Source organism: Paraburkholderia azotifigens (assembly GCF_007995085.1).
GTDB lineage: Bacteria > Pseudomonadota > Gammaproteobacteria > Burkholderiales > Burkholderiaceae > Paraburkholderia > Paraburkholderia azotifigens.
This window is the reverse complement of record NZ_VOQS01000001.1, coordinates 2432798-2456386: the sequence shown is the minus strand read 5'-3', so window position 1 is coordinate 2456386 and position 23589 is coordinate 2432798. Positions and strand designations below refer to the sequence as shown.

20 protein-coding genes and 1 tRNA gene are annotated in these 23589 nt (G+C 60.1%); 12 read left to right on the top strand and 9 right to left on the bottom strand.

Annotated features, from left to right (window positions below; genetic code table 11):
* The first annotated feature begins 506 nt into the window (after positions 1-506).
* The gene (locus FRZ40_RS10940; RefSeq protein ID WP_147234112.1) at positions 507-1610 is read left to right on the top strand and encodes a nucleoid-associated protein; all 1104 of its coding nucleotides are present in this window, start codon (positions 507-509) and stop codon (positions 1608-1610) included.
* Positions 1611-1614: 4 nt separating this feature from the next.
* Positions 1615-2871: a hypothetical protein gene (locus FRZ40_RS10935; protein WP_147234111.1), complete on the top strand. Its 1257-nt coding sequence runs from the start codon at positions 1615-1617 to the stop codon at positions 2869-2871.
* A gap of 1071 nt (positions 2872-3942) precedes the next feature.
* Here the strand turns inward: FRZ40_RS10935 and FRZ40_RS10930 are convergent.
* The 7 genes from FRZ40_RS10930 to FRZ40_RS10900 all read right to left on the bottom strand — a co-directional run bounded on the left by FRZ40_RS10930 (position 3943) and on the right by FRZ40_RS10900 (position 10161).
* On the bottom strand, positions 3943-4845 hold the full coding sequence (locus tag FRZ40_RS10930) for a plasmid partitioning protein RepB C-terminal domain-containing protein (RefSeq protein WP_147234110.1): 903 nt from the start codon (positions 4843-4845) through the stop codon (positions 3943-3945).
* Complete coding sequence (locus FRZ40_RS10925) at positions 4842-5744, bottom strand: plasmid partitioning protein RepB C-terminal domain-containing protein (protein ID WP_147234109.1); 903 nt, start codon at positions 5742-5744, stop codon at positions 4842-4844. The genes FRZ40_RS10930 and FRZ40_RS10925 overlap by 4 nt, the downstream gene beginning before the upstream one ends.
* Positions 5741-7306: a recombinase family protein gene (locus tag FRZ40_RS10920; protein WP_147234108.1), complete on the bottom strand. Its 1566-nt coding sequence runs from the start codon at positions 7304-7306 to the stop codon at positions 5741-5743. The genes FRZ40_RS10925 and FRZ40_RS10920 overlap by 4 nt, the downstream gene beginning before the upstream one ends.
* 155 nt (positions 7307-7461) lie before the next feature.
* Entirely contained in the window at positions 7462-7905 is a 444-nt protein-coding gene (locus FRZ40_RS10915; protein ID WP_147234107.1) for a hypothetical protein, read from the bottom strand.
* A gap of 1028 nt (positions 7906-8933) precedes the next feature.
* A tRNA-Ala gene (locus FRZ40_RS10910) sits at positions 8934-9009 on the bottom strand.
* A gap of 100 nt (positions 9010-9109) precedes the next feature.
* Positions 9110-9343, bottom strand: a complete 234-nt coding sequence (locus tag FRZ40_RS10905) for a hypothetical protein (RefSeq protein WP_147234106.1) — start codon at positions 9341-9343, stop codon at positions 9110-9112.
* Positions 9340-10161: an AraC family transcriptional regulator gene (locus FRZ40_RS10900; protein WP_205019770.1), complete on the bottom strand. Its 822-nt coding sequence runs from the start codon at positions 10159-10161 to the stop codon at positions 9340-9342. Before FRZ40_RS10900 ends, FRZ40_RS10905 begins: the two co-directional genes overlap by 4 nt.
* A 262-nt stretch (positions 10162-10423) precedes the next feature.
* Between FRZ40_RS10900 and eat the strand changes: the two genes are divergently transcribed.
* The 3 genes from eat (at position 10424) to eutC (ending at position 14082) form a co-directional block, all read left to right on the top strand.
* Positions 10424-11827: an ethanolamine permease gene (eat, locus tag FRZ40_RS10895; RefSeq protein WP_147234104.1), complete on the top strand. Its 1404-nt coding sequence runs from the start codon at positions 10424-10426 to the stop codon at positions 11825-11827.
* Between the two features lie 69 nt (positions 11828-11896).
* On the top strand, positions 11897-13291 hold the full coding sequence (locus FRZ40_RS10890) for an ethanolamine ammonia-lyase subunit EutB (RefSeq protein ID WP_147234103.1): 1395 nt from the start codon (positions 11897-11899) through the stop codon (positions 13289-13291).
* Positions 13288-14082, top strand: coding sequence for an ethanolamine ammonia-lyase subunit EutC (gene eutC / locus FRZ40_RS10885; RefSeq protein WP_147234102.1), 795 nt, complete (start codon positions 13288-13290; stop codon positions 14080-14082). Before FRZ40_RS10890 ends, eutC begins: the two co-directional genes overlap by 4 nt.
* Before the next feature lie 42 nt (positions 14083-14124).
* Here eutC and FRZ40_RS10880 read toward each other — a convergent pair whose 3' ends face one another.
* A complete protein-coding gene (locus FRZ40_RS10880) occupies positions 14125-14517 on the bottom strand; it encodes a DUF779 domain-containing protein (protein WP_147234101.1) in 393 nt (130 codons plus the stop codon).
* Positions 14518-14596: 79 nt separating this feature from the next.
* On the bottom strand, positions 14597-16117 hold the full coding sequence (gene adh, locus FRZ40_RS10875; protein WP_147234100.1) for an aldehyde dehydrogenase: 1521 nt from the start codon (positions 16115-16117) through the stop codon (positions 14597-14599).
* A 360-nt stretch (positions 16118-16477) separates the two neighbouring features.
* On the opposite strand from adh, the gene FRZ40_RS10870 reads away from it, so the two are divergent.
* From FRZ40_RS10870 to FRZ40_RS10840, 7 genes are all read left to right on the top strand, one after another.
* Complete coding sequence (locus FRZ40_RS10870) at positions 16478-17485, top strand: helix-turn-helix domain-containing protein (RefSeq protein ID WP_147234099.1); 1008 nt, start codon at positions 16478-16480, stop codon at positions 17483-17485.
* Between the two features lie 433 nt (positions 17486-17918).
* Entirely contained in the window at positions 17919-18104 is a 186-nt protein-coding gene (locus FRZ40_RS10865) for a hypothetical protein (protein WP_028363917.1), read from the top strand.
* Positions 18105-18118: 14 nt separating this feature from the next.
* On the top strand, positions 18119-19510 hold the full coding sequence (gene dbpA, locus FRZ40_RS10860; RefSeq protein ID WP_147234098.1) for an ATP-dependent RNA helicase DbpA: 1392 nt from the start codon (positions 18119-18121) through the stop codon (positions 19508-19510).
* Between the two features lie 320 nt (positions 19511-19830).
* Positions 19831-20985, top strand: coding sequence for a pyridoxal phosphate-dependent aminotransferase (locus FRZ40_RS10855; protein ID WP_028363915.1), 1155 nt, complete (start codon positions 19831-19833; stop codon positions 20983-20985).
* Positions 20986-20999: 14 nt separating this feature from the next.
* Complete coding sequence (locus tag FRZ40_RS10850; RefSeq protein ID WP_147234097.1) at positions 21000-21842, top strand: carbon-nitrogen hydrolase family protein; 843 nt, start codon at positions 21000-21002, stop codon at positions 21840-21842.
* A gap of 33 nt (positions 21843-21875) precedes the next feature.
* Entirely contained in the window at positions 21876-22667 is a 792-nt protein-coding gene (locus FRZ40_RS10845; RefSeq protein ID WP_028363914.1) for an ABC transporter substrate-binding protein, read from the top strand.
* Positions 22668-22841: 174 nt separating this feature from the next.
* A complete protein-coding gene (locus tag FRZ40_RS10840; protein WP_147234096.1) occupies positions 22842-23579 on the top strand; it encodes an anti-sigma factor family protein in 738 nt (245 codons plus the stop codon).
* Positions 23580-23589: the final 10 nt, after the last annotated feature.

Here is a 23589-nt window from a genome sequence, read left to right as displayed (position 1 = left end):
AAAATCGGCAGGTAGTCAGGCAATATGCTCAATATTACGGCATATTCTTCCGAATATTAATGGAGAAGCGTCCAACTACTACGAGCATGAGCTGATGTGCAAGGGGTTTGCGTCGTTGGACGGGTTAGACTTTCGAGCAATGTCTAAATGCACCCAACATACTTGGCTTTGGATGTTCGAGGAGCCTGCGCATCCGGTCAGTAAATGGAACTGGAAGCTTTCGGTCGGACCGCGGTGCTCGCTGATACATCTGGCGAAGGGAAGGGAGCTTGCTACGCACTCGCGGGTACTGTATAAATATACAGTGTTGAGTCGGCACATGTTCGGATGCCCATAACCGAACCGCTTGGGCGGGCTAAAGGCGCGGCATGTTAGGTAGTTGCTGAGATAGACTTGCGGGATTTGCTCATACGGAACGTGAGCTTCCCGAGTAACCGACTACCTAAACAGACCGGGACCTTGACGCACCGAGTTGCCAGCGCGTCGCCCCGGCGCGAGAGACCGACATGCCAATCCAGCTTCACCATAGCGTCATTCACGGGTTCACAAAGGAGGCGGGACAGCGAGACGCGACCGTCGAAAAGAAGGACCGTTTGCTCGACAACACTTTGCCCGCTGTGTTTTCACTCGTCGAAGGCATGGTGAATCTTTTTGGAAAACGGGAGAGTCGTCAGGTTTGGGGCCGCTTTGCGCACGACCGGCGTGAGGGGCCCTTTCCCACGGGTTTTTCGGGCTACGCTGGCGGTGTGCGAGGCGCTGAAGCATTTCTCGAACTGTCGGGCGTCCTCGTTGACGAGATTATGCGCATGGCGCTCGAGCAGCAGGCCTCGACCGGCGGCCACATCCTGTGCGCGGATTATGAGACCGAGGAGGGTCATCCGCGATTCATAGTTGCCATGATTAAGCAGCGAAGTGGCTTGCAGCTGACCCACGACCTCGTGCCGGTCAGCGTGACCGAAGTGGACATGTCGAAGCTTCATCAGGCCGCGCTAATACGGGTCGATGAATACCTTGCTACAGCCGCCGCGCCTGGTGTGCACGCTGAAGAAGGCGAGCCGGAAGATGTCGACTATCTGTCTTTCGTAGCGAAGAAAGCGGATGGCTCATCTGGATATTTCAAGAGTGCGCTGGGCTGCGCAATCGGCGTGTCATCCACCACCGCGACGACACGGCTGTATACGGCTGTAGATAAAGTGTTCGCCGAGAATGAACAGTTGCGGCCCTTCAGGCGTCCCGCCCGGGAACGCCTGACGGAGTTCCTGCGACAACGCTTGGGCGCCAATATGGTAGTGACCATGGAGGACGTGCAGGCGGTGATTGACCGCGTTGTGCCCCCGGAGCATGCGGAGCATGTGCGTGACATCGCACAGGTTCTGAACAGCGACCGCTTCAAGGTACCGGAGAGTTTTCACGCTCAAGAAAGTGTCGTGAAAAGCCATAGCAAGGTCTCTTTGGACAACGGTCGGATTTTCCTGAAGTTTGATAGGTCGATGCTTGGCCAGGAACCCCAGTCCGAGCTGTATTTCGATGAGGCAGGCCGGACGTTGACTATCCAGAACTTGGATGAAGACATGATGGCCAGATTGCGTCTAACACTTGCTGGTGGGTGAGACGATGTTTGACGATGTCGTTGCCCTTTATCGAGCACTCAACCGCCCGAATATAACGCCGGGCTACTCGTACGCCTTCGAAGGCGAACTGGACATCCAGACAAAGCAACTGGCGGAGCGTTGCGAGCGGCTCGACGCGGCGTTCGGCAGTGTCGAGATGTTCGATGAGGGTGGCGGACACTTTCGCATTGACGTGCAGCTTCCAACAAACGAGCAGGGGCGTGTGTTTCATAGCATCGCGGATTTGCTCCGGCATTCGCCGAAGATAGCTTTCGGCGCGCTGCCAGCGAACTTTTACGTTGCTGACCTGAATTACTGCTCGCTCGACGCTGACAAGCCCGAGAAGATTACGAGGCTTGAGAAGCTCGCACAGTTCATCCGGTTGCTGTCTCAAATCGCCGATGACAAGGTTGACTTCGGGAGCAGGGTCAACAGACTGCTCTTCATTCTGCCGACCGATGCCACGAAAGTCCGTAAGACCGCATTGGCCGAAATACAGGTCGAGGAGAAAGCGCTCGACTTCGACCTTAACCATCTCAGCTTACTTGGGTTGCTTGCATCGGAGGGGAATGCAAACAAACTGCACCTCGAAGAGCGTCAACTCATCATACGCAGCGCAATTGCGGATTCCCTCGCGGGAGCTGAGCACGGCTCAAACGACTTGACCTTTCTGTGCGAACACTGGCCTGACATTCGGCGAAAATATCTGGCCAACTTTCAGGCGTACATCCAGAACTTCGCGTTCGAAGATGTACGGAAAAAAATCGTAGATTCGGAGCTCGAATACGCGTCGAAGCTCACTGGTGCTTTCGGTGATATTGCCGGAAAACTGCTGGCGTTGCCGGTGTCGATTGCAGGTGTCGCGGCCTTGGACAAGCTCACGACGAACACGGAATTCATCGCAGGTTGCGTAGGGCTTTGCCTTGTGACGGTGGTTCTGCTTGCCGTGCTGGAGAACGTACGGCATCAGATTGACCGTCTGCAGTCAGGATACGAGTATGTTTTCGGGCCCGTACTCGGCAAAGTGAAAACCTATCCTACAAAACTGCGCCACGAGCTCGAGAAACGCGAGAACTCTCTGGCCAGACAAGCCCGTCTAACACGCCGCACTTTCCGCTTGTTCATGTGGCTTACCCTCATGCCAACTCTGGGAGCGGCTTGGAAAGCGTGGCTCCGGTACCCCGAGATAGAGGAGATGCTTCGTGCGGCTTGTTCGTTCGCCGCGGCTGTTATCAACAACATCGTGAACCACATCCACTAGGTAGCGTAATGAAGAGCAATCTAGCGCATCAAAGACCGGCACACTGAGTTGCAGCAGCTTGGTGTGCTAACGCCTTAGGTCGAACGATAGGCTTATATGTTGCACGCAAGCAGCTGCGTTGGTGTTTTTCGAACCATCCATGGATTCAAGCGAGTCGTGAAACAATGACTCGTGGGGGTTTCCCCTCTCGAAGACGCTCTGCGACGTAAATTCCAAGGATACCGCTTCCGCCAACCGCTAGCATCGAGAGCGCGAATGGAATCATGCCGGGCAGTCCGGATGTCAGATTGATGAGTGGAATATTCAACCTGCTATAAATCGACATAAGGGCGAATCCGCTCGCGAGTGCACAGAACAACGCTGCGGCCCTGCGCTCTTCGATTGTTGCTCCCCACAATATTTGACCTCGACATCCTAGACAAACGAACTGCTTTTCGTGGAAACCTGTCGTGCAGTGTGGGCAGGTGTAGTCCGATTGTGCCGGAGTAGTTACCACGGGGCGCGGACTTCCCATTTCGTCGTCAGCGAATTTCTCGGCTTGGCGCTTCCATTCCTCGAGGAGGCTGACTGGATACCGTACTTCATCGGAATCAATCTTCTTCGCGCAGATGCTGCACAGCCAGATGCCGTTGGCAGCAGCCTTCCTTTTTTCGCTAGTCAGCGTCGGCTCATAACGGGGTCCATTAGGGCTGGCCGCGGTGATGTGGGCAGCAATGCCTGTTATCACAACCTTCGACAAATCAGAGTGAGGCCCCGTCGTCTGACGTCGGCATTTCGGATTTGAACAAAAGCTGTGAACGCGCTGACGTAACGCGTTGACTACTGATGGCGAAAAGTTATCGCGAGAGAGCATCGTGCAGGCCTTGTCGACAGGACAAGTATCGAAAGTTCGGCTATTGCATACGTTGTATCCGATACGACGCGTACTTTACGCTAAATACGAGCACTTCGACGATTGTTTCGTGTTGAACGCTCCATCTCAGCCCTTTGGCAGCGTGGGCTGTGCGATGGATTTCTGACTGGTTGCACTACGGGGCGTGCGGTGCGAACCGCGGTCGTGCCTGGGTTTCGCTAGACGGCCGCGCTGAATTGCTGCTGGTCGAGAGAAATGGTCGCAATGATGGACTCAAACTCGACCATCAAATCCGGATGATGCTGGGCGACGTACAGGCGTGCAGATTCGTTTTCCAGGAGTTTCGCGAGATACCCTTTGGCGAGTACCAGATTCAACACGTCCTGACCGTAATTCTGCTCGACCAGCTTATATTGCCCTTGCAAGTTGCTCATTTCACGCTCCATTTTCGCCATCTGCTCCGGACTGACGCCCGTCAGTTTGTGTGGCTTCTTACCCTCCACCAGAAGCGCTGCTGGCGTAGCAACTAGCAGTGCCTCGGCATAGGCAACGGACACATTGTTCGCGGCGACCATCAGCTCGACGCATTCAACTTGCCGCGTCGGCTTCATTTTGCGGATAGCGCGAGCAAGTTCCGCCGAGAACTGCCGGTCGCCGAGAAGTTCGGCCGCTTCCGGGCACACGCCATCGAGGAGCGACATCTTCTTTATGATTTGGGATACGTCCACGGAAAGTGCTTTCGCCAACCGCTCCGGCGATACGCCTCTCTCAATTACGCGCCGTATCATGTAGTGCTCCTGGATTGTCGACAGGCGATTGACACGGTTGTTATAGGTGTAGCTCTCATCGTCGGTCGCGACAAGGCAGGCGGCGCGCTCATGCTTGAGGTCCTGGATAGCGAGTAAGCGCAGATGGCCATCGAGAAGAACATGTTGCCCGGAAGACTGGTCCGCAGCCATTACAGAGAGCGGTTCAATGAGTCCCACCTCCTCAATGGAGGTTCTTATCTGCTTGAATTTACGCGATTCGACGACGGGTGCTGCAATCCTGCGCGATGGCAAGATACTGGAAACAGGCACCAACAATGGCTCGGGAATAAATCCAAGAGTGACGCCAGTCATGTAGCACTCCCGCTTGGCCAAACACGCTCGGCAAGGTACTTCGGCAGGCTGGCCAGTCCTTCCGCGCGCAAGAGGTTGATGAAGTTTTCGTCAGCAAGCAGTTGCCTCAATGCACCGACGACAAACAAGAGTCGCTGTTGTGTGAATTCGGCCTTCCTGACCATGGATTTCTGACGTTCTACTTCACGCTCATACGTTCGCACGAGACTCGATGTCGTGACAGCGGCAGATTTACTGGTCATATTGTGCGCCGTGCTTCGTCCGAGTGCCTTTCTTCGCTCAATGACACGACGGGCGCTCATCAGTTGCTTGCCCCGCAATTTTCCGGATTCGTACGCCTCCTGGAGCGCTGCCTGTATCTCGGCATCGTCGTCGCCGGCTCCGACAATGATGAGGGCGGCATTCAGGGGAACGAGGCCTTTCTCCACCGCCACCACAAGTCTTTCTTCACCCTGATGCAGCAGCGTAAGGATGCCGTGAACGTAGGTCGCGGTGAGCCCTGTCTTTTCGGCGATGACCTTTGGCGCATATCCCTGTTCCTGCAATTGCCGAATGCCAGCGAGCCGTTCGAGAGGGCGACACTGTCTGCGCGCGATGTTTTCAGTCAGACTCATGACGAATGCGTCCTCGTCGCTGACGCTGACAACGAGCGCGGGGATGGTCGCCTCTCCAAGCGAGCGGAATGCCTTCAATCGGCCTTCGCCGCACACAAGAAGATATTTCTCTATGCCGCTGGTCGTCGCTCGCGGCGTCACCACGATGGGCTTTTTGAGGCCAATGGTCTTGATGTTATCGACGATTTCTTTGAAAACCCGACCATTCCGTTCTCGCGGATTGATAACTTCAATCTGGGAGATGGGGACCATCCGGATTTCTCCGGGCTGCTGCCGCGAATTCACGCTACTCTCCTGAGACGGGCGCGTTCGGCCATGCCATACAAGTAATCCAACGTATCGAAGCGATAGCTCTCAAACTCGATGGGATTCTGGTCTGCCAGGTGGATGCGCGGTTGGCAAAAATCCAGATGTGGCAACAGGTAGTAGTCGAGGGTCGACTCGTTCGTCTGGTCGAGCCGCACGGCAACTGTGATGTCCGGCAGAAGGCTGGTATCAAAGCGCACCTTCCAGTGATTACGGCCATTGTCATGTGCCTGACACCGCGCGAGAACGATGCAGGCTGTGAACTCCTCGTTGACCGTCAGGAGGTCAGTTGCCGGGTCACGTGTCACTGTGCCACCCAAATCCGCGATTTTTGTTTCCGTTTGCGAGACGATTTGCGGATGGAGTTGCCGCAGGAAGCGGTTGGTTTCGATGTAACGGTAATCCCGGCCGGGTGTAAAACCAACGGTCTGATACGCGCGAATTAGACTGCCAAAACGGTACACGTAGACCGATGTGGATGGCATGCCATCGGTTTCATCAATCACGACACCAGAAAGAAATCCTCGACTTCGATACAGGCCGCGCAGCCGCTCGATTAACTCCTCGTTTGAATAGCGACGCGCCCGGGCTCTCATGATGCCTTGAGCCGTGTAGAACGTCTCGCTCGGAACAATTGCCTGAAATGCACCTTCTTTTCGAATCCACATATCAGGGGTGTTGGTCACACGCATCTTCTTCAGCTTGAACGACACACGGTTGTACACGTTATTGCCGATGTATTTCTCGTTGGTCAACACCTCGCGTACCGTGGCTCGTGTCCATTCCCGGTCGAGGTCAGTCCGAACGCGCATACCGTTCAGACGCGCGGCGATTTCGTATTCATCGAGCGACCCATCGATGAACCAGTCATAAATCAGGTTGACCGTTCGCACCTCGCTTTCTGGCCCTGGCATGAGAATTACCCGGTCCGTCTGGAGGCTTTTATGTTCGCCGCGGTGCAATTCTGCTTTCATGAGGCCATGGTCATCGACTAACACGCGCCGCAATCCATAGCCTGCCGGCCCTCCTTGGCGGAACCCCATTTCAATCAAGCGGCACTGGCCTGCGAACACTTTAGCCGACAGCTCCCGGCTGTATTCGCCAGCCATGGCCCGCTTCACGCCTTTGACGATAGTCGAGACCGGTGAGCCGTCGTTCTCAAACTGCTCGGCGCAGTACGCGACCTGGATGCCGGCGCGGCGGCAGATGTACTCGTAGTACGCGCTCTCGTCAGCATCCTGGAATCGCCCCCATCGACTCACGTCGTAAACAAGGATGACGCAAAAGTCAGCATTGCCATTTACGACATCAGAGATGAGATTTTGAAGCGCCTGCCGGCCGTCAATCCGTAGCCCGCTCTTACCCTCATCAGCATACGTACGGACAATTTGGAATCCGCGACGGGCAGCGTAGTCTCGAATCCGGTCGCGCTGATTCTCGGTGGAATACTGCTGGTGTTCGGTCGACATGCGTACATATTCCGCTGCGCGCCCGGCAGAAGAACTGGCGTCGACCGGCGCATCCGCGCTATTGAATGACATGCTCCACCCCGCAACTCAAACACGGACAGGCCGCACGCATCGGACGCAAGTGAACGCCCGATGCGAACCATCGAATGGTCGCGGTCGAAAGCGAACGGCGACAAGGCAAAGGTAGCAGGCTCGAAGCCGATGCGTATCAAGTCATCTATTTGCAATCACGTCGGCGGCGCAGTCGGCGTAGACAGCACGGCGATGTGAACGGTCCACGCGTCCATTTTTGCAACGCCGGTGTCAGCCGCGCGAGACAGCAGGTAGAAGCCAGAGTCCAGCGGCCGGGGAAGCTTGATGGCGTCCATATTTGCAATTGCGCTGGAGGCCCGCCGCGCATTGCGCAATCGCTGCATACTGCGGTTGCGTTCGCAATACGCCGGATGCGCACCCCGATATTCACGCCAGTAGCCCGAGTGGCCCGCGCGCCATTTCGCCTGGGCGCGAGCCTGGTTGTCGCGATAGTCACTGTCGTTACGGAGCCGGTTGCTCTGCCAGTCGCGTCGCCGGGCGCGCTGACAAGCCTCCGAGGAGCAATATCGTTGGCGGGGGACATGCGGCAGCGGCGCAAACGCGTTGCCGCAGGCAAGACAAAAGCGGGTCGATTTCATGGGCCCCTCCAGGTCAGGTTGCGACGGGCGCACGCAGAGGTTCCGACCTGTCACGGCGGACTCTGGTGTGTTAGAGACATACATTTTTCGGACGGACTTGCCGGCGAATCACCCACTTTTCGGACAAGTCACAGCCGTCGATGCTTGGAATCGCACATGGTCCGGTCGGCCCGAAGTCATTGGTCAGCAGGAATCCGCACACATACGGAAGCGCCGGGTAGATGTGACCCAATTCGCGCCGAAGTCAGAACGCGCATCGCGGAAGCGCGGCTACGCTAGTAACACCGGCGGGCAAATAGCGGCGGCGGCGCGAACGCGTTGCCGCGAGCAAGGCAGAGGCGGGTCGATTTCAAGGGGCTCCCTAGGTCGCAGTGCAACGGGCGCATGCGGCCGTCTCGACCCGCCGGCGAAATCACTGGTGTGGGAACGGATGGAGAAGGGGCATCCGTGCGCATCCAGCGGATTCCCATCACTGGCGAAAATCGCTAGAATTTCCCTACTTCAAGCGCAGTTTTTCGAAAAACGCGCGCGTGCGCGACCGCCGTCTGCTGACGGGAGAGCTCGTTTCTGGGGCTTCGAGCACAACGCATTTGACGTGGCCCGGGTTTGAATTTCTCGGCTTATGCGTCCGCTTTTCTCACGTTATGCGTTCGCACTGGCTGGAGCGCCTTCTCTGGCAAGGGCCAGTTTCTCGGGATATGCGACCGTCTACAAGTAAGCGGCAACGCATCCCGTAGGAAGCCAGAGTGTCGCGACTGTGCGTGTCTGATCGGCGTGACGCCTTGGCTCCGGGCCCCAGACCCACTACCTGAAGCAATGCAAGGCCCGCCGTTCTTGGAGCGCGGGCCTTTCGCTTTTCGGGCGCGTCGAACCTGCTTGGTAAGGTGGCGGCCTGAAATAACCGCTTGATTTCCGCTATCGGCGACGACCATCAACCCGATGGGCGCTGCGGCGCTTTGGCCAGCACATGCACGTGCTGCAGATGTGAAAAAGGGCTTAGCCATCATCAGCTAAGCCCTTGATTCTATTGGTGGAGAGGAGGAGGATCGAACTCCCGACCTTCGCATTGCGAACGCGACGCTCTCCCAGCTGAGCTACCCCCCCACGCGTCAAAATGATTCTAGCACAGCATATTTCCAAAGTTGGAATGGAGCGGGTAGATTGAGCCTGGCCACTCCGAACGGTTAGCGTTTCTATCAACGCATCAATCATCCCGCCACTTGCGCACGTACCGATCCTTAACAACCTGCGAGATGTAGGTAGACAGCCCACGCCCGGCGACAGCCAACCACTTCATCTCCTCGACTTCCTGCTCACCGGGCGTCGCATGGTTGTACAGATAAAAATATCCATCCCGAAACTTCACGGTAATTCCGTCGTCGGTCGTTTCATAGGCGACCACGCCCGAACTGCCGCTCAGATTCCGATACCGTTTCATCCCACCACCGGAAGACAGATATCCGTCAGCAGGTTCGCCGGCGCGGTCTCCTTGGGATTATTCAAATACTCTTCAAACACAGGCGCATCCGCGGCTTCATGCTCCGAATTCACGAGCCACTCGCCATAAAGCCACTGATACGCCGCCGCCATATCCGCATACGGACCCTTGTGCCGCAACACAGCGTATCGGCCGCCCGCAATCGACGTGACGCTCACGAGCGCATCGCCCGACACATCGACCGCGCGCGGCAGCCACACCCCGGCCTTCGATCGCAGTTCGTTCTCGGCCACGGAAGTCGGATCGTCGTAGTAAATCCCGATCATCCGCATTTCGTTCGACAGCAGTCCGCGCGATGCGAGCCAGTCCATCAACGTGTCGAACGCCTTGCCGATCTGCATGTACGGGCCGACATGATCGACGCTCAGCACGTCGAAGCCCGCGATATCCCGAATCACCACGTCTCTCATCGTCATCTCGTTACCTCCTGAGTCTGCAAGAGATGGCCGGAACCGGTTGTGCGTCCCGGCCTTTCGATATTGCGCGGGCGGCATGCCGAATACGGCACTGAACGTCCGCGGGAACGACTGCAAGCTGCTGTATCCGGACCGCTCTGCGATGTCGGCAATCGGCATCGATCCATTCGCGAGAAAACCCGCCGCGCGATGCAGACACAGCCTCCGCACTGTCGTCGCGACGGTTTCGCCGTACATCGCCTGATAGATGCGGCGCCAGTGATATGGCGAAAGGCACGCAATCCCGGCAAGCCGGTCGATATCGAGCGGCTCGTCGAGATGATCATAGATATGGTCGAGCACGCGCGCGATGGCCGATATCGTTCATGACGGGCGCAAAGGAATGGGCGACGAAACACGATAGCACGCTGCGATTCACCAAATCCTGCTGACTTGTCGTGCGTTGCGGCACCCTTCACCGCGCATTATTCAGCGTCGGCTTAACGCCGAACCCGCTTCAACTTTGCCGATTTTCGATAACACCTCGATTAATGGCTTCCTACCATCGCCAGATGCCGCCGGTAATGGGCGACCACGAACCGGCACTTTCAATAGGGAGCCTCCGATGAAACAAGAGTCGACAACCCAGCACAAAGGCACCGTCACGCATCACGAACTGAAGCAGACGCTCGGCACCTGGCAGCTTTGGGGCATCGCGGTCGGCCTCGTGATCTCCGGTGAATACTTCGGCTGGAGCTACGGTTGGGCGAGCGCCGGCACGCTCGGTTTCGTGATCACCGCGATCTTCATCGCCGCGATGTACACGACGTTCATTTTCAGCTTTACCGAACTGACGACGTCGATTCCACACGCAGGCGGCCCGTTCGCCTACGCGCGCCACGCATTCGGGCCGACAGGCGGCTACATCGCGGGCGCGGCGACGCTCGTCGAATTCGTGTTCGCACCGCCCGCGATCGCGCTTGCGATCGGCGCCTATCTGCACGTGCAGTTTCCCGGCCTCGAACCGAAGCACGCGGCAATGGGCGCGTACCTGGTGTTCATGGCGCTAAACATCGTCGGCGTACAGATCGCGGCGGCGTTCGAACTCTGCGTGACGCTGCTCGCGATCTTCGAACTGCTGGTGTTCATGGGCGTCGTGTCGCCCGGCTTCCAGTGGTCGAACTTCACGAAGGGCGGATGGGCAGGCTCCGACACGTTCAGCATGGGCGCGTTCCACGGCATGTTCGCGGCGATTCCGTTCGCGATCTGGTTCTTCCTCGCGATCGAAGGCGTTGCAATGGCCGCCGAGGAAGCGAAGAACCCGAAGCGCTCGATCCCGATCGCGTACGTGACGGGCATTCTGACGCTCGTCGTGCTCGCGATCGGCGTGATGGTGTTCGCAGGCGCCGCCGGCGACTGGACGAAGCTCGCCAACATCAATGACCCGCTGCCGCAAGCGATGAAATACATCGTCGGCGAAAACAGCGGCTGGATGCACATGCTCGTCTGGCTGGGTCTGTTCGGTCTCGTCGCGTCGTTCCACGGCATCATCCTCGGCTATTCGCGGCAGATTTTCGCGCTGGCTCGCGCGGGCTATCTGCCGGAGTGGCTGTCGAAAGTGCATCCGCGCTTCAAGACCCCGCATCGCGCGATTCTCGCGGGCGGCGTGGTCGGCATCGCCGCCATCTACAGCGACGAGCTGATCCAGTTCGGCGGCCAGACGCTGACCGCGAATATCGTGACGATGTCGGTATTTGGCGCTATCGTGATGTACATCATCAGCATGCTCGCGCTCTTCAAGCTGCGCCGCACCGACCCGGACATGGAGCGCCCGTTCCGCGCGCCGCTGTTTCCGTATTTCCCGGCGTTCGCGCTGGTGGCCGCGGTGATTTCGCTGGCGACGATGATCTACTTCAATCTGCTCGTCGCGCTCGTGTTTGCTGCATTCGTTGCGTTTGGCTATGGCTACTTCCTGATGACGCGTCATCAACGCGAAGTCGCTCCCGCGGACGTCCTGCTCGAGGAATGACGGCAGCGCACGCAGCACCGACGCACTGGCATTGAGCCGCGCAGTCGCCGCGGCGACGGAGTACACGACATGAGCTACACGGAGACAATCGGCAGCCGCACGTATCGCTTTGCCGATCTGAAGACATTGATGGCGAAGGCGAGTCCGCTGCGTTCCGGCGATCAACTCGCCGGTATTGCAGCGGCGAGCGAGGAAGAACGCGTCGCCGCGAAAATGGCGCTGGCAGACGTGCCGTTGCGCACGTTCCTGAACGAGGCGTTGATTCCGTACGAGAGCGACGAGGTCACGCGCCTCGTCGTCGATACGCATTCGCCGGAAGCGTTCACCGAGATCGCGCATCTGACCGTCGGCGAATTTCGCAACTGGCTGTTGTCCAGCGAGACGGACACAGCGGCACTCGAACGCATCACGAAAGGACTCACGCCCGAGATGGTCGCGGCCGTGTCGAAGCTGATGCGCAACCAGGATCTGATTCTGGCGGCGCGCAAGCGGCCTGTCGTCACGCGCTTTCGCAACACGGTCGGCTTGCCGGGACACATGTCGGTGCGTCTGCAGCCGAACCATCCGACGGATGACGTGAAGGGCATTGCCGCATCGATGATCGACGGTCTGATGTACGGTTGCGGCGACGCGATGATCGGCATCAATCCCGCGTCCGACAGTCTTTCGGCGATCACGAAACTGCTGCTGATGATCGACGATTTCCGCACGCGCTATCAGGTTCCGACGCAATCGTGCGTGCTCACGCATGTCACCAACACGATTTCGGCGATCGAGAAGGGCGCACCCGTCGATCTCGTGTTCCAGTCGATTGCCGGAACCGAAAAGGCCAACGCGGGTTTCGGCATATCGCTTGCGTTGCTGCAGGAAGCGTATGAAGCGGCGTTGTCGCTCAAGCGCGGCACGGTGGGCGACAACGTGATGTACTTCGAAACGGGGCAGGGCAGTGCGCTGTCGGCGGATGCGCATCATGGCGTCGACCAGCAGACCTGCGAGGTGCGCGCGTATGCCGTCGCGCGTCAGTTCAATCCGTTCCTGACGAATACCGTGGTGGGCTTCATCGGCCCCGAGTATCTGTACGACGGCAAGCAGATCACGCGCGCCGGTCTCGAAGATCATTTCTGCGGCAAGCTGCTCGGCGTGCCGATGGGTTGCGACATCTGCTACACGAATCACGCGGAAGCCGATCAGGACGATATGGATAATCTGCTGACGCTGCTCGGCGTCGCGGGCATCAACTTCATCATGGGCATTCCGGGCGCCGACGACGTGATGCTCAACTATCAGAGCACGTCGTTTCATGATGCGCTGTACGTGCGCGACGTACTCGGCTTGCGCCGTGCGCCGGAGTTCGAAGAGTGGCTGGAGTCGATGCAGATCGCCGACGCACGCGGCGCGCTGCTCAACGCGCCGACGCGTCAGCCCTTGCTCGAAGGCGCGAACGAATGGATGGGCATCGCATGAGCGACTCCATCGAAAAGAATGCGTGGCAGGCGTTGCGTGCGTTCACGAATGCGCGCATTGCGTTGGGCCGCGCGGGCAACAGTCTGCCGACGGCGCCGCTGCTCGCGTTCAACCTGTCGCATGCGCAGGCGCGCGACGCCGTGCATCATCCGCTCGATGCCGACGTCCTGCATGAACAACTGCATACGCACGGCTTCGCGTCGCTCGATGTGCACAGCGCAGCGCCCGATCGTGCGCATTATCTGCGGCGTCCGGATATGGGACGACGCTTATCCGATGAGAGCCGCGAAGCGCTGGCGAAGTCGGCTGAAGACGACGCCCCCGATGTGGTCTTCGTCATCGCCGACGGGCTTTCCGCATTTGCCGCATCGAAGCAGTCGATTCCTTTTCTGCAAGCCATCGCGAAGCGGCTCACGGACTGGAAGATCGGACCTGTCGTGGTCGCGCGTCAATCGCGTGTCGCGTTGGGCGACGAGATCGGCGAGTTGCTGAAGACGAAGCTGGTTGTAATGCTGATCGGTGAGCGGCCCGGATTGAGTTCGCCCGATAGCCTCGGTATCTATCTCACGTATGCGCCGAAAGTGGGGTGCAGCGACGCGCAGCGCAACTGCATTTCGAACGTGCGGCCCGAAGGCCTCGATTACGAAGCGGCCGCGCACAAGCTGCATTATCTGTTGACGCATGCGCGCCGTCTGGGACTGACGGGTGTCGGTTTGAAGGACGATAGCGACGCGCTGCTGCAAGCGCCAGAAGCAGCGGCCGCTATCGGTAACGCTTCAAAGGCTCAATGAAAATGTGCCCCGACGCATTGCACGTCGGGGCACCGTAATCAGCTAAGCATCCGCCTTGCTCACAGGATGCCTTTCGAGCCACGCATTTTCATGATCGTCGAACAGACGCGAGCGCGTCAGGAAACGCAGGCCTGTCGGACGCTCCAATGAAAACATGCCGCCGTTGCCCGGCACGGCATCGATGATCAACTGCGTGTGCTGCCAGTACTCGAATTGCGATTCGCTCATGTAGAACGGCACGCCTGCAATCTCGCCGAGCCTCACATCCGATCCGCCGACCATGAATTCGTTCGATGGAAAGCACATCGGCGCGCTGCCGTCGCAACATCCGCCCGATTGATGAAAAATGATCGGTCCGTGTTCGGCGCTCAGCTGCTGGATCAGTTTGATGGCGGCGTCCGTCGCCACGACACGCGCAACGCCTTGTTCGCTCATCTCGCTTCCTCTCTCGCTTTGACCCGCTGAAAAAGCGGGCGAACCGCATCGCGCGATTCGCCCAACAGGAGCACTGCGCTCAGAAGAAACCCAACGGTTTGTCGCTATAGCTGACGAGCAGATTCTTCGTCTGCTGATAGTGGTCGAGCATCATCTTGTGGTTCTCGCGCCCGATGCCCGACTGCTTATAGCCGCCGAATGCCGCATGCGCGGGATACGCGTGGTAGCAGTTCGTCCACACACGGCCCGCCTGGATCTCACGGCCGAAGCGGTACGCGCGCGTGCCGTCGCGCGTCCAGACGCCGGCGCCGAGACCGTACAGCGTGTCGTTGGCGATTTCGAGCGCTTCTTCTTCCGTCTTGAACGTCGTGACGGACACCACCGGCCCGAAGATTTCTTCCTGGAAGATGCGCATCTTGTTGTGGCCGCGGAACACGGTCGGCTTCACGTAATAGCCCTTCGAGAGTTCGCCGTCGAGCTTGTTCTGCTCGCCGCCGATCAGGCATTGCGCGCCTTCCTGTTTGCCGAGATCGATATACGACAGGATCTTTTCCAGCTGTTCCCGCGAGGCCTGCGCACCGATCATCGTCTTCGTGTCGAGCGGATGGCCCTGCTGGATTGCGGCGACGCGCTTCAGTGCGCGTTCCATGAAGCGGTCGTAAGCGGATTCCTCGATCAGCACACGCGACGGGCACGTGCAGACTTCACCCTGATTCAGCGCGAACATCGCAAAGCCTTCAAGCGCCTTGTCGAAGAAGCTGTCGTCCTTGTCGAGCACGTCCGCGAAGAAGATGTTCGGGCTCTTGCCGCCCAGTTCCAGCGTCACGGGAATGATGTTCTGGCTCGCGTACTGCATGATGAGGCGGCCCGTCGTCGTTTCACCCGTGAAGGCGATCTTCGCGATCCGCTTGTTCGACGCGAGCGGCTTGCCCGCTTCGAGGCCGAAGCCATTGACGATGTTCAGCACGCCTGCAGGCAGCAGATCCTGAATCAGCTCCGCCAGCACGAGCAGCGAGGCGGGCGTCTGTTCGGCGGGCTTCATCACGACGCAATTGCCCGCCGCGAGCGCGGGCGCGAGCTTCCACGCAGCCATCAGGATCGGGAAATTCCACGGAATGATCTGCCCGACCACGCCGAGCGGCTCGTGAAAATGATACGCGACCGTGTCGTGATCGATCTCCGAAATGCCGCCTTCCTGCGCGCGCACAGCGCCCGCGAAGTAGCGGAAGTGGTCGATTGCGAGGGGAATGTCGGCGGCCATCGTTTCGCGCAGCGGCTTGCCGTTATCGATCGACTCGGCGACGGCGAGGCGTTGCAGATTCGCTTCGAGGCGGTCGGCGATCTTGTTGAGGATGTTCGCGCGTTCCGTGGTCGAGGTCTTGCCCCACGCGGCCTTCGCGCGATGCGCGGCATCCAGCGCGAGTTCGATGTCGGCTTCGCGCGAACGCGGAATCGACGTGAACGCTTCGCCCGTAATTGGCGAGATGTTGTCGAAGTACTCGCCGCCAACCGGCTTCACCCATTCGCCGCCGATGAAATTGGCGTATTGCTTCTTGTACGGGAACTCGGTCGTCAGAAACTTCATGTCTGCATGATTCATATCTGTGTGCTCCTCACATGATCGGATGTCGATGTATTCGGTTGGGTATATCACCCGGCCAGGCGGTATTCCGCTGCCGCGGGTGCTTATCGCCAGAAGCGTGCCAACGTCGACGCACGGACGGCCGATGCCGGTGCACGCAGCACTGCCGCGATGCACGCGCTCGCCGAGCGAAGAATGTGCACCTCGATGACGTTGCATCCATGAGCAGTTCGAAGACCGAGTGTTCATCGATTGAACAGGGCAATGCGTTGTGCAGACGAACCACGCGATAATCCGTTCGGCATGGGACTTGCGTCGGTTGACCCCTGTTTGTTCAATGTCGCATGCAGGTGTGCATGTCCATCATCGATGCCCCCAATGACGACCGATCTCCATTCCTTGTCCGCACAGCCGGCCGCGTGCCGCGTCGAAACGAGCGTCGCGCACGATGCCGATGAGCAGGCGCGCAATCTTCACGGCTGGACGCAGACGTACGACCAGCTCACGGCGGGCCGCTTCATCGGGAAGCTGACGGGACTGCATCTCGACGACATGCACGTGTTCTGCGAGACGACGAGTCAGACCCTGCGCCAGACCTGCGAAGTGCCTTCGGACGCGTACTGGTTCGGTGTTCCCGCCGCCGACGAAAGCATCGGCCGCATCGGACCTCAGCCGATCGACCGGGACGCGCTGGCGTTTCAGCGCGGCGGCGTGGAGTTCGAACTGCTCACGCCGGGCGGCTACGCGATCTTCGGCGTGGTTGTGCGCGGCGAGACCTTGCAGCGGCACGCGGCCTCCGTCGAACATGCCGATATGCTCGATCGCGCATCGCAGACGGGCATCGTGCCGATTCAGACGCAGAACAAGGCGCGCTTTTGCGGTCTGTTGCGCGCCGTGCTCGACGACACGGCGCATGCCGCGCTGTCCGAACGCGCGCGACGCAATCTGCAGTCATCGGTGTTGTCGTCGCTGTTCGATCTGTGCGGGACGACGGCGCTCGAACCGGTCGCGATCCCCGCGCGTCCGCGCCGACAGTGGATCGTCTCCGAAGCGCGCGATTACGTGATCGCGAATCGCGAGCGCCCCGTCGGCGTGCCGGAGCTGTGCGAGCACTTGCACGTCAGCCGCCGCACGCTGCAGTACTGCTTTCAGGACGTGCTGGGCCTCGCGCCCGCGAACTATCTGCGCGCGATCCGGCTGAACGGCGCGCGCCGCGAGCTGTGCGGCGCGATGCCCGGCGAACTCACGGTGCAGGACGTCGCCGCCGCATGGGGCTTCTGGCATCTGAGCCAGTTCGCGACCGACTATCGCAAGCTTTTCGGCGTGCGTCCTTCCGACACGCTGAAGGCCGTTCCTGCTCCCGCCAGTCCGCAACTGGCTCACTAGCGTTCCATCGCCGGGGTGGACGGGCGCATCCGCTAGAATTGCGGCATGCACGGCCCCGTCTCGCCGCCTGTCTCACCGTCCTCGTCGACTTCGCACCACGCGCGCCGGCCCGTCCAAACGTGTCCACAGGAAGCTGTGGATAACGGGAAGAATTGCGGGCAGAACGCGTGTGGAATCGATGTGGACGTAAACGGGGTAACTCGACAAGCACGCGCGGACCGAAAAAGTTGTTCGTCGAAGCCATCCGGTGCGCACATCAACCGCATAGGGTTATGCGTCCGGCAAAACGCTGATTCGTTTCGGTAAACCTGTGTTATCCACAGAAATGCCGCGTGCTTGTTAACTGCTACTACGTATACATAAAGTAAACCTATTGTTGAAAAGCCAGCGCGGGCAGAGAAGGCGCGTTGGCGACTCACGCTGGAGATTCACCGTGTTCACATGTATCAACCAGAGCTGCGGCGCGCAGTGGGAAGTGTCCGACGTCGTCATCAAGAACGAAGGGCAAGGCCTGCTGTTTCGTTGCCCGATGTGCGGCGCGCGCAATTACGTCGAGCGATTCGATGCCGACGACGGCACGATCGTCTATGAACAGATCGAAGGCCGCCCCTATCTCTAAGCCCGCACACGACTATGACAACCAAGGCTCGTCCTTTTAGCGAACTGCCGCTCTCGCAGGCGGCGCTCGCGAATCTCACGCAGCTCGGCTACACCGAGATGACGCCGATCCAGGCCGCGAGCCTGCCCATTGCGCTTGCGGGCCACGATCTGATCGCGCAGGCGAAGACGGGCAGCGGCAAGACAGCGGCGTTCTCGCTGGCGCTGCTTGCACGGCTCGACGCTCTCCGTTATGCGGTGCAGGCGATGGTGCTGTGCCCGACGCGCGAACTCGCCGACCAGGTCACGCAGGAAATCCGCCGCCTCGCGCGCGCCGAAGAGAACATCAAGGTGCTGACGCTGTGCGGCGGCACGCCGATGCGTCCGCAGACGGCGAGCCTCGAGCATGGCGCGCATATCGTCGTCGGCACGCCGGGGCGCATCATGGATCATCTGGAGCGCGGCAGCCTGTCGCTCGACGCGCTCAACACGCTCGTGCTCGACGAAGCGGACCGCATGCTCGACATGGGTTTTTTCGACGATATCGCCAGGGTCGCGCGTCAATGTCCGAAGGAGCGGCAGACGTTGCTGTTTTCGGCGACCTATCCGGAGGGCATCGCCAAGCTGAGCCAGCAGTTCCTGCGCAACCCGAAGGACGTGAAGCTCGAAGAGCGTCACGACGACAGCAAGATCCGTCAACGCTTCTACGAAGTGACGGAAGACGAGCGTCTGCATGCCGTCGGCCAGTTGCTGAATCACTACCGTCCCGTGAGCACGATCGCGTTCTGCAACACGAAGAACCAGTGCCGCGATCTGCTCGACGTGCTGCGCGCGCAAGGTTTTCATGCGCTGGCGCTGCATGGCGAACTCGATCAGCGGGAACGCGATCAGGTGCTGATCCAGTTCGCGAATCGCAGCTGCTCGGTGCTCGTCGCTACCGACGTCGCCGCGCGCGGACTCGACATCGCGCAACTCGAAGCGGTGATCAACGTCGACGTGACGCCGGACCCCGAAGTGCACACGCACCGCATCGGACGCACGGGCCGCGCGGATCAGGACGGCTGGGCGCTGAGCCTCGCGAGCATGAACGAGATGGGGCGTGTCGGCGGTATCGAAGAGGCGCAAGGGCGCGACGTCGAATGGCATCCGCTTGCCGGACTGAAGGCCGCGAGCGACGAACCGCTGCTGCCGCCGATGGAAACGCTGCAGATTCTCGGCGGCCGCAAGGAAAAAATCCGTCCCGGCGATGTGCTGGGCGCGCTGACGGGCGACGCCGGTTTCCAGGGTTCGCAGATCGGCAAGATCAACGTGACGGAGTTTTCCACTTACGTTGCCGTCGATCGCAGCGTCGCGCGTGATGCGCTGCGCAAGCTGAATGCGGGCAAGGTGAAGGGCAAGAAGGTGAAAGTGCGCCTGATGGACGAGTGACGCACGAATGAGCGGGGCAGTTGCGCACATTGCCCCGCGCTTCGTCATATGAATGGCCTGAGACGCACAGGCATCAATCCTTCTCATACCCGCGGGATTACCCTGCCGTGTCGCGCATTTCGCGTTGCGGCATCAACGCAGCAGCGTTTCCTCCGATCTTCCGGCGTGCGCGATGTCACCGCGTGCATGAGCCAAACGCATGCCGCGCATGACAAACTTTCGATTGTTCCGATGCGCGTGATGTTGCCTAATCGTACAAACTGAACGGGACCGGCGCGCAACGCGTGGCCCGCCGATTTGCAGCGAGGAGGAGGAATCCCATGCAGAGCGCTTTGCAAGCACGCTCGAAGTTGCCGGACGTCGGCACGACGATTTTCACGGTCATCGGCCAGCTGGCCGCTGAACACAACGCATTGAACCTGTCGCAGGGCGCGCCGAATTTCGCGCCGGACGAAGCGCTCGTCGACGGCGTGACCAAGGCGATGCGCGCGGGACACAATCAATACGCGCCGATGGCGGGCATCGGCGCGCTGCGCTCGGCGCTCGCCGCGAAGGTCGAGACGCTGTACGGCGTGCATTACGATCCGTCGACGGAAGTGACCGTAATCGCAAGCGCGAGCGAAGGCCTCTATTCGACGATCAGTGCGCTCGTGCATCCCGGCGACGAGGTGATCTACTTCGAGCCGTCGTTCGACAGCTACGCGCCCATCGTGCGCCTGCAAGGCGCGAAGCCGGTTCCCATCAAGCTGTCCGCTCCCGGTTTCCGGGTGAACTGGGACGAAGTGTCGGCCGCGATCACGCCGAAGACGCGCATGATCATCGTCAACACGCCGCACAATCCGACCGCGACGATTTTCAGCGACGCCGATATCGAACGTCTGAAGGCCGTCACGCGCAACACGGATATCGTGATTCTGTCCGACGAAGTGTACGAACACGTCGTGTTCGACGGCGCGAAGCATCACAGCATGGCGCGTCATCGGGAACTGGCGGAGCGCAGCGTGATCGTGTCGTCGTTCGGCAAGTCGTATCACGTAACGGGCTGGCGCGTCGGCTACTGTCTCGCGCCCGCTGCGCTGATGGACGAAATCCGCAAGGTCCATCAGTTCATGGTCTTTTCCGCCGACACGCCGATGCAGTATGCGTTCGTCGAGGCGCTCTCGGATCCGCAAAGCTATCTGGGCCTGTCCGACTTCTATCAGAAGAAGCGCGATCTGCTCGCGCGAGAGCTGCGCGAGTCGCGCTTCGAGCTGTTGCCGAGCGAAGGCAGCTTCTTCATGCTCGCGCGTTATCGCGGGTTCTCGGATGAAAGCGACAGCGACTTCGTGCTGCGTCTGATCCGCGATGCGAAGGTCGCGACCATTCCGCTGTCCGCGTTCTATACGGACGGCACGGATTCCGGCGTGATTCGCCTGAGCTTTTCGAAAGACGACGAGACGCTGATCGAAGGCGCGCGCCGTCTTCGGTCGATCTGAACGAGGACCACCCGATGATGCAGCAATCGATCAACGCGGCCGTCGTGCAGATGAGCAGCAGCGCCGACGTCCAGCAGAATCTCGGCGAAGCGCGCCGCTGGGTGCATCAGGCCGCGCGAGAAGGCGCGACGCTGATCTGCCTGCCCGAATATTTTTGCTGGATCGGCGACGACGAAATGCAGCGCGTCGCGCTCGCCGAAGCATTCGGCGACGGCCCGATTCAGCAGGCGCTATCGGAACTCGCGCGCGAAACGGGCGCGTGGCTGATCGGCGGCACGGTGCCGATGCGTCCTGCGCACGGGCCGCAGGCGGGCACGCACGCGTACAACACATCGCTCGTGTTCGATCCGTCGGGGCAATGCTCGGCGCGCTACGACAAGATCCATCTGTTCAGCTTCAACCAGGGCGCGGAGCAGCACGCCGAGGGCGACACCATGGTGGGCGGCGACAGTATCGGCACGGCGCAAGGGCCGTTCGGCACGCTGCGGCTGTCCGTGTGCTACGACCTGCGCTTTCCCGAGCTGTATCGCGCGGCACCCGACGCCGATGTGATCGCCGTGCCTGCTGCCTTCACGCACACCACGGGCCTCGCGCATTGGGAACTGCTGCTGCGCGCGCGCGCCGTCGAAAACCAGGCCTTCGTGCTCGCATGCGGTCAGTGCGGCACGCATTCGAATGGCTGGCGGACTTTTGGACACAGTATGATCGTCGGGCCGTGGGGCGAGGTGCTCGCGCGGCGCGACGACGAGCCCGGAATCGCGCTCGCGACGCTCACACAAAGCGCGCTCGACGAAGCGCGCAATCGTCTGCCGGTGCTCACGCATCGGCGTATCGCTACGCCGTCTGACGTGCGTTGAACCGCAGTGAACACAAGGGGAAGGAGATCGATGATGAAGCGAGTGAAGAATCTGCTGATGCTGGCGTGCGCGTTTGCATCGGTGGCGACGGGGTCGGCCATGGCCGCCGACGCCACGACGCTGCGCTATGGCCTTGAGGCGCAGTATCCGCCGTTCGAGTCGAAGGGCTCGAATGGAGAACTGCAGGGTTTCGATATCGATATCGGAAATGCCGTCTGCAAGACCGCGAACCTGAAATGCAGCTGGGTTGAAACATCGTTCGACGGCCTGATCCCCGCCTTGCAGGGCCGCAAGTTCGACGCGATCAACTCGGCGATGAACGCAACGGAAAAGCGCCGCCAGGCGATCGACTTCACCAATGTTATCTACCGCGTGCCGACGCAACTGATCGCACGCAAGGACAGCGGACTGCAGCCGACGCCCGAATCGTTGAAGGGCAAGCGCGTCGGCGTGTTGCAGGCGTCGATTCAGGAGACGTTCGCGAAGTCTCATTGGGAAAGCGCGGGCGTCACGGTCGTGCCGTATCAGGACCAGAATCAGGTCTATACCGATCTCGTCGCCGGCCGCCTCGATGCCACGCTCGTGCTCGCGCCGGCGGGGCAGACGGGCTTCCTGTCGCGTTCCGACGGCAAGGACTTCGCGTTCGTCGGTCAGCCGGTGCGCGACGACAAGATCCTCGGCAGCGGCATCGCGTTCGGTATCCGCAAGGGCGATAGCGGGCTTCGCAACCAGTTGAACGCGGCGATCGCGAAGGTGCAGGCGGACGGCACCGTCAAGACGCTCGCGGAGAAATACTTCGGCAATATCGACGTGTCGGTGAAGTAATTTCGTTCGCCGCATCGCCAGACGCGCCGCATGGTTTCCGCCATGCGGCGCGTTTCTTTTTGGTCTGGGTTTTGCGTCATGTCTGACGAATGAATAAGCGAAAGCCAATGGAATAAAGCCTGCAATGCGCCTGTTAGCGCAGCAAGAGCCCGATTTCCGCACGACCGAACCATCATGTCCCGCATCTATTCGCCGTCCGACACGCCGCTGACCGAAGCCGACATGCAGGCATTCGCCGACGGCAATCTGCCGCCCGAACGGGCGGCGCGCGTGCGGAGGTATCTCGGCTCGCGGCCGGGGGAAGCCGAGCGGATCGCGTTCTACCGGCAACTGAACATGCAGATGCGCGGCGTGTTCGAAGGTGGATTTCCGCAGCGGGTTCACGCACCGCGTCCCGGCCGTGAGGGCCGCCTGGATCTACGCTCGACGATGCGCAGGTTTTTCGCGCGACGCGTGGGTGCCGCGCTGCTCGGTGTCGTGCTGACGGTGTTGGCGGCGAGCGGCTGGTGGGTTGCGTCGCGCGTATCGCCGGAAATGCTCGACGCCGCCGCTGTCATGGCGCTGATGCGGGAATCCGGCCAGCAGGTTTCGGGAGCCTCGGCGGCTGTGCGGGGCGATCCGTACGCGGCGGACCTCGCCGCCGTCGGATTGACGCTGGTGGCGACGAAAACGCGCCATCCGAACGCACTCGCGAGCATCGACATAGCCGACTACCGGAACGCCGACGGCGAAGCTGTCGTGCTGCTGTCGGCTTCGGCTCCGTTTGCGAAGGCGCAGCCGCACTGGGCGGCGCAGCGCATCGGCAATGTGCGGCTGTTGTCATGGACTGTGGGCGGCAGACGGTATGTGCTTGCAGGCCATGCCACGACACATGGGCTGATGCGGGCCGCGGACGCGCTGACGATAGGCTGACAACGCGCCC